The sequence below is a fragment of the Haloarcula sp. CBA1122 genome (assembly GCF_009741785.1).
Classification (GTDB): Archaea; Halobacteriota; Halobacteria; order Halobacteriales; family Haloarculaceae; genus Haloarcula; species Haloarcula hispanica.
In genome coordinates this window covers 19,760-33,063 of record NZ_WPCB01000038.1, presented here as the reverse complement: position 1 = coordinate 33,063, position 13,304 = coordinate 19,760, and the positions used below count along the sequence as shown (strand labels likewise).

Below are 13,304 nucleotides of genomic sequence, written 5' to 3'. Positions count from 1 at the left end.
TGGTTCGATGTCGGCATCGCGGAGCGCGACGACGGCCTCGCACCCGCGGCGGTGACGATGGGGGCGTCCGCACAGGCCGCGGCGATGTCGTCGACGTTCTCGACCGGCCCCGACCGGACCGGCGGGACCTGTATCACGCTGACGTGGCCGGGGTTGAGGTCGATGACGCCCTCGAAGCCCGTGACGCCGACGACCTCGCCTTCCGCGGCGCTGGTCGTGGTCACGCCCGTCGCGTCGCCACCGCCGGGATGGGCGTGTAACAGGCCGTCCGACAGCGAGAGCGTCACCGTCTCGCCTTCCGCCAGGTCCGCCGTGGCGATGGCGGCGTCCTCCTGTACGCTACCGAGCACGTCGTCGGTGACGTGGTCGGCGAACCGGCGCACGTCGGTCGCGGACTGGAACACCCAGTCGACGCCCTCCTTCGTGACGCGGTAGCGCGACCGCCCTTCCTTCTCGACTAAGCCGTCGTCGACGAGTTCACGGATGTACTCGCTGACGGCCTGGCTCGTCACGCCGACGGCCTCGGCGATTTCGCCCTGACTCACTGCGGGCTGGCGCTCGGCGATCTCCACGAGGACCCGAAACCGCGTCGCGGCCCGCTTGTTCTCCAGGACGTCGACCATACAGGAGTCACGGGAGTCGCAGGTAAAAATACCACCGACACTGTCAGGCCGAGACATTCGGCCACGGTCTGGCCGCCTGCGATGGGGCCCGTCGCCGTGACCGACAATATAACCGTCACCAGGGCCGACTGGACGGCGATGACAGCCAGCTACGACGACCGGGCGCTCCTGCTTGGGGAGACGCTCGTCGTCGCGGATCTCCACGTCGGCCGGGGTACTGGCGGGAATCTCGAACTGCCGGTCGGGTCCGGTTCGGACATGGTCCAGCGGTTCCAGTCGCTCGTCGAGCGCCACGGCCCGAGGAGGTCGTCGTCGCCGGCGACCTCCTCCACTCGTTCCGGACCGTTCCTCGGTCGGTCGAGAGCACCGTGGCAGGGCTCAAAAGTGCCTGTCAGGGGGCCGGTGCGCGCCTGTTGGTGACACCGGGAAACCACGACACGATGCTCGACAGCGTCTGGGACGGCCCGACCGAGACGGTGTATCGGGTTGGCGATACCGTGGTCTGTCACGGCCACGAGGCTCCCGAAGTCGACGCCGACCGCTACGTCGTCGGGCACGACCACCCGACCATCTCCATCGAGGGCCAGCGCCGGCCCTGCTATCTCGTCGGGAGCGGCCAGTTCCGCGGTAGCGACGTGGTGATGCTCCCGTCGTTCAACAGGCTGAACGCTGGCGTGGAGGTCAACGAGATGCGGGCCAGCGACTTTCAGTCCCCGCTCGTTACTGATGCCGACCGATTAGAGCCGGTAGTCTGGGACGAGAGCGGGCGGGAGACCCTGTCGTTCCCGCCGCTGGGTGAGTTCCGTCGAATGTTATAACGGTAAATATTTGAGCTACGACGGTGGACGCTGGAACATGGTTCAGACAGAAATCGCGCTGGGTCTCATCGCGATTACGCTGCTTTCGCTACTGCTGCTGTACTTCGCGACGATAAAGTACGTCTCGGAAGTCCTCGAAGGGGAGGGACACGACCACGAGGGAAACACGAATAGCGGCGGTCCGGCCGCATAGGCCGCCGTTTCCTTCCTGAAGTCGTATCGGCGTTTTCCTTATCGAAGCAGATCAGCGGCGACCTTGCCGCTTTCCAGCGCGCCCTGTATCGACGACCAGCGGGTGTAGTCGCCGGCCAGCACCGCGTTTCCGTCCGGCGCTGTCGGGTCCGGGAGCGACTCCCGGTACCCCGGCGGCTGGGCGAACTGTGCGAACGGGACGCGGTCGGTCCGGAGCAGTTCCAGCGCCTCGAAGGTCGCGTTCGGGTACCACGACTGAAGCGCGTCACGGACCTCGGCGGCCAGCTGCTCGTCGCCCGCTTCGGGCGTCCCGAGGAACGTGGCGCTGTACAACTCCATCCCAGCGGGCGCGTACTCGCTGGCGACGGCCGACAGCGGCGCGACGGTGTTCGGTCGGTCGTCCGCCGCGTTGAGGATGATGCGCTGTCCGGTCGTCGGCGCGCGGTTTGTCGGGAGCGCGAAGTACTGGGTGACACAGCCGACGGGCTCGGTCGGGATGGCGTCGATGTCCGTCAACTCCGCCGCGGTCTGCGGGTCCGTCGCGACGACGGCGCTCTCGGCTGACACCGTCTCGTTGCCCACTTCGGCAGTGACCTCGCCTTCGTGGGTTTCCAGGTCCGTCACGGCCGCGTCGGTTTCGATGGTCGCGCCCGCCGAGCGAGCGCGGTCGGCGAGCTGTCGCGGCATCGCCTGCATCCCGTCGGCGGGGACGAATATCTCGCCCTCGCTCAGCATCTTGTAGGTGTACTCGAAGATGCTGCTGTCGGTTCCGAGCGAGCGGTCGAGCGTGATGCCACCGTAGAACGGCGCGGCGAACCGCTCGACGAACCGCTGTGAGAAGCCGTAGTCGGCGAGGTACTCCCGGATGGTCCGCCCGTCACGGGAGAGCAGTTCGACGGGCTTGACGTTGGCCAGTTCGCGCTGCAGCCGGAACAGCCGGAGTTTGTCGGCCGTGCGAACGTCCGTGTTGAGTAGTGTCTGTGGTGCTGCCGAGGGATTGCGGAGCGGGTCCGACAGCACCGAACGGTGGTTCGGGCTGGCGATTGTCGCCCCCGGCGTGAACGTCCGCGGCGACAGCGCCTCGATGTCGAGTTCGCGCTTCGCCGCGGGGTAGGCGGTGAACATGACCTGAAACCCGCGGTCGAACGTGTAGCCGTCTTCGTGGGCCGTCCGGACGCGACCGCCCACGTCCGAGCGCTGCTCGAAGACTGTCACGTCTCGGCCCGACGCAGCCAGGTGCCGGGCGGCGACTAGCCCGGCGAGCCCGCCACCAGCGACGACGACATCTGTCATACCTCCCAGTTCGGCCGCCCGGGACAAGAGCGTGCTGAAGCGGGACCGGACCACACTTGGTTGTCCCGTCCACAGAGAGAACCATGGAGACGACTGCGGCGTTTCGCGGCCTTATCTGCACGGCGTGTGGCGAGGAAACCGACAGCACGAGCGACCGCTGTCCCGACTGCGGCGGCGTTCTCGTCGGCGACTACGGCGTTCCGGACCTGACGCCTGCGGACCTGCCAGACACGACCGGACCCGGCCGCTACGAGCCGCTGCGGCCGTTCCCGCAAGACGCGACCGTGACGCTCGGCGAGGGGGCGACGCCGCTGGTCCCGGTTCCGGATCTGGCAGAGGAACTCGGCGTCGACTCGGTGTACGTCAAAGACGAGGGGCGCAATCCGACGGCCTCATTGGGCGACCGCAAGCTCTCGCTCTCAGTCACTGCCGCAGCGCAGCGCGGGGCCGAGCGCGTCGTGACGCCGTCGACCGGCAACGGCGCGCAGGCCAACGCCGCCTACGCGGCCCGCGCGGGCATCGAATCGAAGGGGTTTGTCCCCTCGCGGTGTCCGTTCCTCAACAAGGCGATGGTGAACGTCCACGGCGGCGACATGCGCGTCGTCGAGGGCCGGTACGACGACGCCGTCTCGGCTTTCGACGAGGAACTGGCCGAGGCGTCTGACGGCTGGGTTACGGTCGCGCCCGGCCACCCCTTCCGAATCGAGGGAGCCAAATCCGTCGCGTTCGAGGTGATCGACGACCTCGAATGGACGGCCCCAGACGCGGTTGTCCACCCCACCGGCCACGGTGAGACCCTCGTCGGTCTCGAACGCGGCTTCCGGGCAGCGACCGACAGCGGGCTCACGGACTCAGTGCCACGAACCTACGCCGCACAGCCGGACTCGACGGCCGCCATCGCCGACGCCGCACGCGAGGGGGCGAGCGAACCGGCCACCATCGAGCACCCCGACACTATCGTCGGCCCGCTGGAGGTGCCCGACCCCGCCGCCGGCGCAGCGGCGCTGGACTCGCTCGACCGCTCGGGCGGCGACGGCGTCGCCGTCTCGGACAAGGACATCCTGGCCGGTGCCGTCGATGGCTGCGAGATGGGACCGGAGACCGGCGCGACCGGGGGGACGGCAATCGCCGGCGCGAGAGCGTTGGCTGACGAGGGAGCTTTCGACGATGACGACGTCGTCGTCCTCGTGAACCCCGTCGCCGGAAGCAAGGAGGCGGACCTGCTGCGCAGTCACCTCATGAGCCAGGGTATCTGAGGGCGCGGTCGGCCGGAACGCTGGCCGTCGTGGCACACCACCGCATACTTCGGTGTTGTTTAGCCCGTCGTGGCACTACCCAGACCCGATGCGCACCGCAGCGTTCAGCGAACTCACTGGCCCGGACGGCGTCTCGATTGTGAACCAACCGACCCCCGAACCCAGACGTGGCGAGGCGGTGGTCTCCGTCGAAGCGTGTGCCATCAACCGCCACGACCTCTGGATTCTCGAAGGCGACTCCGCGATGGTCGACACCGACGACTTGCCGTTCGTCAGCGGACTCGACGTTGCCGGAACCGTCGACGCCGTGGGCAAGGGCGTTACGGCTGTCGAACCCGGAGACCGTGTGGTCCTCTGCCCGAACGAGACCTGCGGGACGTGTCGCTACTGCCGCGAGGGGCCGGAGAACCTCTGTGAGAACTTCTCGCTGTACCACGGTGGCCTCGCCGAGGCGGCCCGCGTCCAGGCCGACCGCCTCGTCAGGCTCCCCGACGGCGTGGGAACGGTCGACGCGGCCGCGCTTCCGACGGCCTATATGACTGCCTTCCACATGCTCCGCCGGGTTGACGCCGGACCGGGCGACCTGGTGTTCATCCCGGGCGTAACTGGCGGTGTCGGCGTCGCAGGCGTGCAACTCGCGTCCGTTCTCGGTGCTCACAGCGTCGGGACCTCGTCCTCACAGGCGAAACTGAACCGGGTCGAATCGCTCGGCCTGGACTACGCCATCGAGAGCACCGACCCGGACGAGATTCGAGCGGCGGTCACCGACATCGGAACCGTCAACGGCGTGCTCAATCACCTCGGTGGCGAGTACACGCAGCTCGGTCTTGACGTTCTCCAACGTGGCGGCAGCATGGCCGTGTGTGGACGGACGGCCGGTGGCACATCCGAGATCGATATTCCCGACCTGTTCCTCGGCCACAAACGTATCATCGGGAGTACGATGGGGACCCAGGGCGACCTGGAGCGACTCGTCGGCCTCGTCGCCGACGGCGAGCTCACCCCGGAAATTGATGCAACGTACCCGCTCGAAGAGACCGGTGCGGCGTTTGCGGCGATGCAGGACCGCGATGGCGTCGGGAAGCTCGTCGTGACGCCGTAGTCACCCCAGCGACCCGGGACGGTGTTTCTCCGGACCGATTCCGGTGGAAACGGGGCAAATGTGTGGCCGTCAGTTCATTTCTCAGTCTCCGCCGATCACCGAGCGACGATGACTGGAACGGGTGAGTTACGGAACACTTTCTGGGCGACGTTCCCGACGACCAGTCGATCGGCCAACGCGCCGCCGTGACTTCCGAGTACGACCGCATCGAAATCGTCGGCTCTATTCAGAATCGCCCGAGCCGGATGTCCCAGTTGTACCTCGGTGGTGATTTCGACATCGTACTCGGCAGCGATCTCCCGAGCGTCGTCGAATACCGCCTCCGAACGCTCCTCCGCGGCCGCTTCGATGTCGTCCGAAAGAGCCAGTGCCGTGGCCGCTCCCCCCAACGGTGACGGTCCGCCCACGACGTGTAAGACAGTAATCTCCGCCCCAGGGTGGTTCTCAAGGGCGTACTCGAGCGCCCGCTGGGCCATCTCCGAGTCGTCCATCGGAACGAGAATCTGTGAGATCATATCCCGACTACGATCAGGTGGCTGATAAAACGGTGGTGCGCTTGTCTCATACTGTTGGCTGTAACTATTTCAAGATATTCGCCACCCTGAGGTGGCGAAATTCTTCACAGATGTACAGCCGACAGTATCAGGATAAGCGACGTATTACTACTGTGGTGATCTTCTATCTCGCTACGGCTTTTGTCGGGTACTGTGTCGGTTGAACGAGGCGTGCGAGATGCAGCACGCGTACGCGGCATAAGATGATTCTCGAATGGACGACGCTACTTCGTGGTGAGAATCGAACGTAGTGTTAAATCAATAGCCTGTCAAACTGTGTCCATGAGCCGAACGATCGACTCGATTCTCGTGCCGACCGACGGCAGTGACGGCGCACGGATCGGTGCCCGGCGAGGTATCGATCTCGCTGCCACAATCGGTGCCGACCTCCACGTACTGTCAGCGGTTGACTCCCGTGACATCGAACCGGATCTGAATTCTGACGGGCAGACTGACCGGGAGCGTCTCCTCGAAGCGGAGGCAGAACGAGCGGTGGATTCCATCGCCAGACTCGCCCGGGCACATCTCTCTGGGCACATCACGACCGCTGTCGAGTCGGGCATCCCGTTTCAAGTGATCAACGACTACGTCGATACCCACGATATTGATCTCATCGTTATGGGGACACAGGGGCGGACAGGGTTCGAACGGGTTGTCCTCGGGAGTGTCGCAGAAAAGACGCTCCGGACCGCAGATGTCCCGATTGTCACGGTAACGCCGGACGGGGACATCGTCGAAATCGGCGACCAGCGGTACGACAACGTTCTGCTCCCGACTGACGGCAGCGAGGGCGCAGAACTCGCGATCGAGTGGGGAATCACGCTAGCTGAGGTGTTTGACGCAACGATACACACGATGTATTCCGTCGATACGAGTCGCTTCGGCGGCGTTGAGGGGGCAGCCGAGATTCACGACGCGCTTGAGCAGACCGGCCAGGAGGCACTCGAGACGGTCCATGAGCGTGCCAGAGATGCAGGCGTCAGTGTCGCGGGTAATATCGCAAGCGGCCCGGCTGCACGCGCTATCCTCTCCTACAGCGAGGAACACGATATCGACCTCATCGCGATGGGAACACACGGTCGATCCGGCCTCACGCGATATCTGACCGGAAGCGTCACTGAGACGGTTGTCCGTAATGCGGCTGTACCGGTCTGTTGTGTCCCGATGCAGTGACAGGTGTTCAGTCTCTCCCTACGATGCGCGCTGTCTCGACGCACCAGACGCGTGCTGTTTTGCAGTGGTGTACGCTTCCCGGACACGCTTGAACTCGTCCTCGTTGCCACCGTGGTCCGGGTGGACCTCCTTGACGCGCTCGCGGTAGGCCGATTTCACGTCGTCCAGCGACGCGCTCTGGGTCAGGCCCAGTTCGCTGAACGCCTGCACTGTCGGGTGTGGTTCCTCCTCAGGGTCCGGACCGAGGTTGACTTCGGGCGTCTCGAAGGGCAGGCGCGCGCCGAGGTAGACGCCGGGCATCTCGTGTTCGACCAGTACGGGAACAGTCGGCGACCGTTCGATGCGGTAGTACGCCCGGGCGTCGAACGTGATCGCCACGTCCCGTTTCGGCAGGTAGAAGGCGACGTGTTGCCCCTCGACGAAGTGGTTCTCGGCGAACTGCTCGTCGATGGCGGTGAGGTACTCCCGCAGCTCCGCCCGGCGTCGCATCTCTCCGCCGTCGGTCGCCTGCCGGTTCGGCCGCTCGGCCGGAAACACGCGGTTGGCGAGGACGAACAGCCCGGCGACGACGAGGGTTCCGGCGACACCGAGGACGAGCCCGAGGAGCAGCCACTCCGGTAGGACGCCCGGTTCTGTCTGCACGCCCCTCCGTTAGGCTCCAGTGGTAAAGAAATTCCCGCTCTCCGGTAGCAACGACTCCGAGGTCACCAATACCGAGCCACGGGAACGGCAATCTGGCTCAGCCGATATACCTGAGGTCCTCGTCGGCGGGCGACGGGGAGTTCTGCTGTTCCATCTCCTGAATTTTCCGGACGACCTCCTCCATCTCGTCGGCGCGGTCCTCAAGCGAACTGTAGTCGACCTCGAACCCGATGACGTCCTGAAGGATTTCGAGGACGGCCTGCGCGCTCTTGGGATCGACCAGGTAGCCCGACGTTTCGCCCATGAGACAACTGGCCGGCACGTCGCGGCGCTTGCTCAGGCCCAGCAGCAGGCCGGAGACGCCGACGATACCGCCCGCTGGTTCGTCCTCGCGGAAGGCCACGCCAGCGTCCTCCAGCGTTTCCTTGAAGTCTTCGGTCGTCGTCGCGCCGAGTACGTCGTACTCCTCGATGAGTTCACCGGTCGGGACGCCGCCGAGGGCGAACACCCGCTGGACGCCGAACTCGTCGGCGATGTCGAGGAACGTGTCGGTCAGGCCGTAGTGGCCCTGGTTGTCCTGCGCCTGGTGGTCCCCGGAGAGCACGAGCAGGTCCTGGCCCTCCTCTGGCGTGACAGCGTGGAACTCGGCGCAGGCGAGTTGTGCCTGGCCGTCATCGATGCTGACCTGCGGTGGGAAATGCGTCGAGTAGACGCGGCGGACGAGCTCGCTTTCGAGCTCCTCCAGCAGGTGTTCTGCGGCGAGTTTGCCGACGTGGCCGACGCCGGGCAACCCCTCGACCAGTACCGGCTCGTCGAGGTCGGGGTCCGCTACGCGCTCGATGTCGAATTCGTCCATACGGCTTATTCCCGGCTGCGGCGCTTAAGAGAACGTCGATACTCGCCGTAGCTGTCTTCGGGCGAGAACGGCGCGGGTGCACTGTTGACCGCCTCGAGCCCGCACTCCGGACAGGTGTCGTCCAGCGTGTACACCGGCCGGTCGTGTTCGGATTCCCAGGCGGCACAGACGCGGATGTCCGATTTCATCGGTGGTGAATCACTGGAGCGACGATCGACTTACTCGTCGTCTTCGCTGCGCTCGCGGTGGAACTGCCCCGAACCACCGTGTTGCTCGACGACCTTCGCGGCGCGGTCCGCGCTCTCTTCGAGCGCGTCCTCGGCGGTCTTGTAGTCGGGCGCTTGTACCTGAATGCGGTACTCGGGTGAGCCGACGTAGGTCACTTCGAGTTCGATCTCGTTGGGGACCTCACCGTTGCCCTCCGCGGCCTGGAGCGCTTCCTTGATGACGTCGACGCCGTCGCTTTCGGGACAGGACAGGTCGACGTAGCCGGTGACCTGCACGTACGGCACGGAGACGTTGTTCCGGGCCGTCTGGACGATAGCGTCGATCTCCTCCTCGGAGAGGTCGACGTCTTCGAGGGCGTCGTTGCCGTGGATCGCCGCCGACTCGAACCCGTCGTACATCGAGCCGAACTCCGCCAGCAGCTCGTTGGCGATGGCGGCGTAGGTCTCGTCGTCTAAGTCCTCGCCGAAGGCCAGTTCCATCCAGTTGTCGGCCTTCTGCTCGTTTTTCCACTCCTGGATCTTCTCTTTTCGCTGGTGGTCGTTGACGTCCTTGATCGAGAGGTCGATCTGCTGGGCGCTCTCGTCGACGTCAAGCACCTTGGCAACGACTGTCTGCCCTTCGTTGACGTGGTCGCGGACGTTCTTGATCCATCCGCTGGCGACCTCGGAGATGTGACAGAGGCCGCGCTTGCCCTCGTACTCGTCGAGGTCGACGAACACGCCGAAGTCCTCGATCTCGTCGATCTTGCCGACGACGAGTTCGCCCGGTTCGGGCCAGCCGCTGTATTTCATCCTATCGGGCCTCGACAACGGCGGTCACTTCGCCTTCGATGTCGGCCTTGCCGCCCGTCGGGCGGGCGATAGTGTGGCCACAGACGGCGCACGAAACTTCGCTCGCGGCCTTCTCGAAGAGGGTCTGTTCGTTCTCGCAGTCGGGGCATTCGACGGTGATGAAGCTTCCTGCCATCGTTACTCCTGGAACTCCAGTCGGCCGGCGCGCCATCCTTCGCGGAGGTGGGCCTTCCCACACTCGCCACAGCGGTACTTGAGGTCCGTCTTCTTGGTGGGCTTGTCGCCACCCGGGACCTTCGAGAACTTCCCGTCGTTCCCGATACCGGAGTTACGTTCGCGCTGGCGGTCGATCCATTTCATGCCGGTCTGACGGCCGCTACGGACTTTCTCGACCTCGTGTTCCTGGTGCTCGTTACAGTGCGGACAGTACGTATTGAATCGTCGTGGCATCTGCATAGATATCGGCCTTACCGAGCGATTTGACGTGGCCGCTTAAAACCCGTTTGGTTCGCACCTGCTGTGTGCCCCACAGTACCGTCCCTGTCACACGACTAACCGCCATATTCAGCCCGTCCGCGTTCCGCCACTGCTCCGGCTACTGGAACCGGGCTGACGGTCCACTAGATTCGATTCGGACTGCCCCGAACACACCTGATTCCGAACCCGAGAGCAGTTCGAGATTCACCGCTTCTCCAGCAGAGAGCGACCGGAGCTTCGTCGCCAGTTCGCTGTCGATGTAGTCCACAACCTCGTAGGTCTCGTCGGCTTCGACGTCCCGGAGTTCCATCCGTCCGTCGTCGTCCATCGGGCTGACGACGACTGAGGCCCGCTCGCACGACCGCTGCTGTTGTTTCAACATACACGACTGTCGCGATTCCGGATATATAAATCTCGGCTATCAGGCTGTTAAGCATCTAGACACGACCGGTAAGAATATAAGGACATTCTAGTTACAGGTAATCCCTCGACGCTCGCTGTCAGTTACTGTGCTGTGTCGCAATCGCCTTCGAAGTCACTAAGTACGCTGTTGGCAAACGAACGGGCATGAAGAAGCTCATTATCCACGGCGACCCGGGGCTGCGAAAGGGCGGCCGCATCGAGTACGAGGACGAGGAGTACGAGGTGTTCTCGGTCTCGCGGCAGGGCGACTGGCACGGCCCGGACCGGCCACAGCTCTGGTGTACTATCGGCTCGGAGGACGAAGAAGAGACGTTCAAGACCCAGGAATACATTCCGATGCATCTGGACACGGACGACATCGAAGCTGAGGCCGTCACCGTGCTCCGCGAGCGCGCGCCGCCGAACGCCGAGTCCTGAGTGGCCCGCATCGTTCCCTGAAAAATCGCCGTTCGCCAAGAATACCCTGCTCCTTTTTCAGAAGTATTCCGGTCGGACCTGGTAGATCGTGACGCCGCCGACTCGTTTCGCTACGGTCACGCCCTGTAGCTGGTCGACAGTCACGTCACCGTAGCGGGCTCGTTCGGCCGGGCCGACGTAGACGTAGCGCACGTCATATGCTTCGAGGAGGCGGCGTTGCTCGGTCGCGTCGCCGGTGTAAATCGTCTCCACGTCGTCGACGCGGCGGTCGTACACCGTGTCGTTGCGGTACTGGGCCTCGTGAGTCCAGCCGGCGACGGTCGGCAGGCCGGTCAGGCTCGACGGTGCGCTTGCGCCCTCACCGTCGTCAGCATCCCACTGGTAGCTCGCCGGTGCGGCCGTGACGATGGTTGGCCGGCCCTGAGTGTTGTCGTCAAGCCACCGAATCGCCTCGGCTTCCTCGGGATGGTCGTCGTCGAGATAGGCCAGCCCGTCCAGTGTCGGATCGCCCGCGGCCTCGACGTGGTTCGAGAGGGCGAACATGCCGTACAGCGACGCCGAACAGACCAGCAGGGCGACGAACGTACGGACGCCGATGCTGGTCCATGCTCGCGCGCGGTCGTCGGTCGGCCGCCAGCGGGTGAGCAGCCACGCTAGCACGGGGCCGGCGGCGACCCCCCAGAGCACCCACACCTGCATGTACGTCTTGAAGACGGTGTTCATCCGGCCGATGTTCTCCCTGACGAAGACGAACTCGACGAGGAGAACGAGGCCCGCACCGGCGAGAATCAGCACGGCTTCGAAGCAACGGGCCGGTCGCCGCCGTCAGCGAGCGCCGGAACCGCGTCGACGGTACGGTCAAGTGTCGGCGAGCGCGCGAACAGCCACGCGCCGAGCAGTAGCGGGACGAGCAGCCCGACCGCTGCGATGTCAAGTGTGGCCGCAAGCGCCGCCGTTCCGACGGTGACGAGACCGACGATACGGGCCGTGCTCCGGCCAACGGCACGGCCGGTCTGGGCGTACAGGTACAGCCAGAACGGGGCGACGAACAGGCCGTGAACGGCCAGGAGCTCCAGCAGTGAGGTTCGGTCGGGCAGGACGGCAATCTCGCGTCCGCTCGCCGGGCCGAGCCAGAACGGGAGCGACCAGAGCAGTCCCAACGCGATCACGACAGCAGCGACGGCCAACCCCAGTCCGATTCGGACGCCTTCCTGGCTCGCTCCGTTCAGCCGGAGCCGCTGTCCGACGTGCTTCGGGAGGAGCGTCGTCGGGTCGGCCGGCGCGACGGTGACCGTCAGCAGGGCCAGCCCGCCCATCGACGGGAACGACCAGGTGTTCGTCACGGCCATGATGCCGGCGACGGCCGGGAGCGCGCCGAAAAGCAGCGCGAGCCGGCGTCGGCGTTCCGCGGCCGGCGTCTGGTAGTAGCTGAAACAGAGCGCGGCGGCTAGCAACAGGAAGCCCGTGCTCATCATGTGGGCGTGCATGTCGCCGTTGAGCCAGGCGAACAGCGGGAACTCGTCGATGACCAGCGCAGCGCCGGGCTCGTACGTTCCGAAATCGGCCGCGCTGTCCTCGATGACGCGGCTCGCATCCCAGTAGCTGAACGAGTCCGGCCCCGCCGCGAGCCCCTCCAGTTCGTAGCCGGCCCGCTCGGCGACGGTCTGACTCAGCTCACCGGGCAGAAGCCAGATGACGAACTTGGCGGGTGTCGACAGATTGCTCGCGATGCCGACACAGAACGCTGTGAGGCCGGCGGCCAGTCGTCGCGGGAGGCCGCGTTCGCTCGCGACAGCGCCAGCCAGTCCGTACGCCGCCGTAACAAGCGTCGCGTAGAAGCCCGCCAGCGCGAGATTGTACGCGAACTGTCCCGCGGTTCCCGTTATTCTGGTGAGGATCGCCGCAACGAGGTGGCCGCCGTAGTAGTACGCGACCGGTTCGCCGGCGAACCACATGTCCTCTAGCGGGAGGCTGTCGGCCCGCACGAGCGACTGCAACAGGCCGAAATCGAGGAACTTCTCGCCGCCGATGGGGACGATTGCCGGGTCGAGCGCCCGGATGCCGACGAGAAACAGGAACGCGACTGTGAACACGCCGGCCGTCTCGGCGTACGAACGGGCGCTCGGTCCGCCGTCGGCCCGCCAGACAGCCAGCGTACTCACGGCGAGAACGGCGATGCCGAGCCAGACGCCCAGCGTCAACGAGAGGCGACCGACAAAATAGGTGATTATCCATAGTATCGAGACGGCGACCGGGACGCCGAATGCGAGTCCGCGGTCGGCGAAGCGAGGGAACAGCAGTCCAGCGACGGTCCCGCCAGCGTACAGTAACAGGAGGTAGAGGGCGAGCCAGGTGGCGAGGAGCCCGTATTCCATCAGTGAAGGGACCGGTTCGCTGGCCTATACGCTTTTTCGTTGCTCCCGGACTTATGACCTGATTAGGGACCGGTAGCTTCGAAC

At 65.1% G+C, this 13,304-nt stretch carries 14 protein-coding genes and 3 pseudogenes; 6 read left to right on the top strand and 11 right to left on the bottom strand.

The window, feature by feature from the left end:
• Positions 1-623: pseudogene (locus GJ630_RS14290) on the bottom strand (MarR family transcriptional regulator); the annotation flags it as partial.
• Between the two features lie 138 nt (positions 624-761).
• Between GJ630_RS14290 and GJ630_RS14285 the strand changes: the two are divergent.
• A pseudogene (locus GJ630_RS14285) lies at positions 762-1,441 on the top strand (metallophosphoesterase).
• 37 nt (positions 1,442-1,478) lie between these two features.
• Positions 1,479-1,634 carry a hypothetical protein gene (locus tag GJ630_RS19630; RefSeq protein WP_008310556.1) on the top strand — a complete coding sequence of 52 codons (156 nt, stop codon included), beginning with the start codon at positions 1,479-1,481 and terminating at the stop codon, positions 1,632-1,634.
• A gap of 38 nt (positions 1,635-1,672) precedes the next feature.
• On the opposite strand, the gene GJ630_RS14280 is transcribed toward GJ630_RS19630, so the two are convergent.
• Positions 1,673-2,926 carry an NAD(P)/FAD-dependent oxidoreductase gene (locus GJ630_RS14280; RefSeq protein WP_191450138.1) on the bottom strand — a complete coding sequence of 418 codons (1,254 nt, stop codon included), beginning with the start codon at positions 2,924-2,926 and terminating at the stop codon, positions 1,673-1,675.
• A gap of 83 nt (positions 2,927-3,009) precedes the next feature.
• On the opposite strand from GJ630_RS14280, the gene GJ630_RS14275 reads away from it, so the two are divergent.
• Positions 3,010-4,182, top strand: a complete 1,173-nt coding sequence (locus GJ630_RS14275; RefSeq protein ID WP_191450136.1) for a pyridoxal-phosphate dependent enzyme — start codon at positions 3,010-3,012, stop codon at positions 4,180-4,182.
• A gap of 88 nt (positions 4,183-4,270) precedes the next feature.
• Complete coding sequence (locus GJ630_RS14270) at positions 4,271-5,284, top strand: alcohol dehydrogenase catalytic domain-containing protein (protein WP_191450135.1); 1,014 nt, start codon at positions 4,271-4,273, stop codon at positions 5,282-5,284.
• A 95-nt stretch (positions 5,285-5,379) separates the two neighbouring features.
• On the opposite strand, the gene GJ630_RS14265 is transcribed toward GJ630_RS14270, so the two are convergent.
• Positions 5,380-5,799 (bottom strand): universal stress protein, encoded by a 420-nt coding sequence (locus GJ630_RS14265; protein ID WP_014039673.1) that lies wholly within the window; start codon positions 5,797-5,799, stop codon positions 5,380-5,382.
• Positions 5,800-6,120: 321 nt separating this feature from the next.
• Between GJ630_RS14265 and GJ630_RS14260 the strand changes: the two genes are divergently transcribed.
• Positions 6,121-7,011, top strand: a complete 891-nt coding sequence (locus tag GJ630_RS14260) for a universal stress protein (protein ID WP_014039674.1) — start codon at positions 6,121-6,123, stop codon at positions 7,009-7,011.
• 18 nt (positions 7,012-7,029) lie between these two features.
• Here the strand turns inward: GJ630_RS14260 and GJ630_RS14255 are convergent, their stop codons facing one another.
• The 7 genes from GJ630_RS14255 to GJ630_RS14225 form a co-directional block, all read right to left on the bottom strand.
• A complete protein-coding gene (locus GJ630_RS14255; protein ID WP_014039675.1) occupies positions 7,030-7,653 on the bottom strand; it encodes a J domain-containing protein in 624 nt (207 codons plus the stop codon).
• Between the two features lie 97 nt (positions 7,654-7,750).
• Positions 7,751-8,509 carry a proteasome assembly chaperone family protein gene (locus GJ630_RS14250; RefSeq protein WP_014039676.1) on the bottom strand — a complete coding sequence of 253 codons (759 nt, stop codon included), beginning with the start codon at positions 8,507-8,509 and terminating at the stop codon, positions 7,751-7,753.
• Between the two features lie 5 nt (positions 8,510-8,514).
• Complete coding sequence (locus GJ630_RS14245; RefSeq protein ID WP_014039677.1) at positions 8,515-8,697, bottom strand: RNA-protein complex protein Nop10; 183 nt, start codon at positions 8,695-8,697, stop codon at positions 8,515-8,517.
• A 30-nt stretch (positions 8,698-8,727) separates the two neighbouring features.
• On the bottom strand, positions 8,728-9,528 hold the full coding sequence (locus GJ630_RS14240) for a translation initiation factor IF-2 subunit alpha (protein ID WP_014039678.1): 801 nt from the start codon (positions 9,526-9,528) through the stop codon (positions 8,728-8,730).
• Between the two features lies 1 nt (position 9,529).
• On the bottom strand, positions 9,530-9,703 hold the full coding sequence (locus GJ630_RS14235) for a 30S ribosomal protein S27e (protein WP_004518703.1): 174 nt from the start codon (positions 9,701-9,703) through the stop codon (positions 9,530-9,532).
• Positions 9,704-9,705: 2 nt separating this feature from the next.
• The gene (locus tag GJ630_RS14230) at positions 9,706-9,984 is read right to left on the bottom strand and encodes a 50S ribosomal protein L44e (RefSeq protein WP_004593654.1); all 279 of its coding nucleotides are present in this window, start codon (positions 9,982-9,984) and stop codon (positions 9,706-9,708) included.
• Positions 9,985-10,123: 139 nt separating this feature from the next.
• A complete protein-coding gene (locus tag GJ630_RS14225; RefSeq protein ID WP_004963586.1) occupies positions 10,124-10,387 on the bottom strand; it encodes a hypothetical protein in 264 nt (87 codons plus the stop codon).
• Between the two features lie 185 nt (positions 10,388-10,572).
• On the opposite strand from GJ630_RS14225, the gene GJ630_RS14220 reads away from it, so the two are divergent.
• Positions 10,573-10,845, top strand: coding sequence for an HAH_0734 family protein (locus tag GJ630_RS14220; protein WP_004963583.1), 273 nt, complete (start codon positions 10,573-10,575; stop codon positions 10,843-10,845).
• Between the two features lie 57 nt (positions 10,846-10,902).
• On the opposite strand, the pseudogene GJ630_RS14215 reads toward GJ630_RS14220, so the two are convergent.
• Positions 10,903-13,220: pseudogene (locus GJ630_RS14215) on the bottom strand (DUF2298 domain-containing protein).
• Between the last annotated feature and the right edge of the window lie 84 nt (positions 13,221-13,304).

Bases quoted from the DNA above. Each gene is read 5' to 3' on its own strand.
- GJ630_RS19630 (WP_008310556.1), top strand. From the start codon at position 1,479: ATGGTTCAGACAGAAATCGCGCTGGGTCTCATCGCGATTACGCTGCTT.
- GJ630_RS14280 (WP_191450138.1), bottom strand. From the start codon at position 2,926: ATGACAGATGTCGTCGTCGCTGGTGGCGGGCTCGCCGGGCTAGTCGCC.
- GJ630_RS14275 (WP_191450136.1), top strand. From the start codon at position 3,010: ATGGAGACGACTGCGGCGTTTCGCGGCCTTATCTGCACGGCGTGTGGC.
- GJ630_RS14270 (WP_191450135.1), top strand. From the start codon at position 4,271: ATGCGCACCGCAGCGTTCAGCGAACTCACTGGCCCGGACGGCGTCTCG.
- GJ630_RS14265 (WP_014039673.1), bottom strand. From the start codon at position 5,799: ATGATCTCACAGATTCTCGTTCCGATGGACGACTCGGAGATGGCCCAG.
- GJ630_RS14260 (WP_014039674.1), top strand. From the start codon at position 6,121: ATGAGCCGAACGATCGACTCGATTCTCGTGCCGACCGACGGCAGTGAC.
- GJ630_RS14250 (WP_014039676.1), bottom strand. From the start codon at position 8,509: ATGGACGAATTCGACATCGAGCGCGTAGCGGACCCCGACCTCGACGAG.
- GJ630_RS14245 (WP_014039677.1), bottom strand. From the start codon at position 8,697: ATGAAATCGGACATCCGCGTCTGTGCCGCCTGGGAATCCGAACACGAC.
- GJ630_RS14240 (WP_014039678.1), bottom strand. From the start codon at position 9,528: ATGAAATACAGCGGCTGGCCCGAACCGGGCGAACTCGTCGTCGGCAAG.
- GJ630_RS14235 (WP_004518703.1), bottom strand. From the start codon at position 9,703: ATGGCAGGAAGCTTCATCACCGTCGAATGCCCCGACTGCGAGAACGAA.
- GJ630_RS14230 (WP_004593654.1), bottom strand. From the start codon at position 9,984: ATGCAGATGCCACGACGATTCAATACGTACTGTCCGCACTGTAACGAG.
- GJ630_RS14225 (WP_004963586.1), bottom strand. From the start codon at position 10,387: ATGTTGAAACAACAGCAGCGGTCGTGCGAGCGGGCCTCAGTCGTCGTC.
- GJ630_RS14220 (WP_004963583.1), top strand. From the start codon at position 10,573: ATGAAGAAGCTCATTATCCACGGCGACCCGGGGCTGCGAAAGGGCGGC.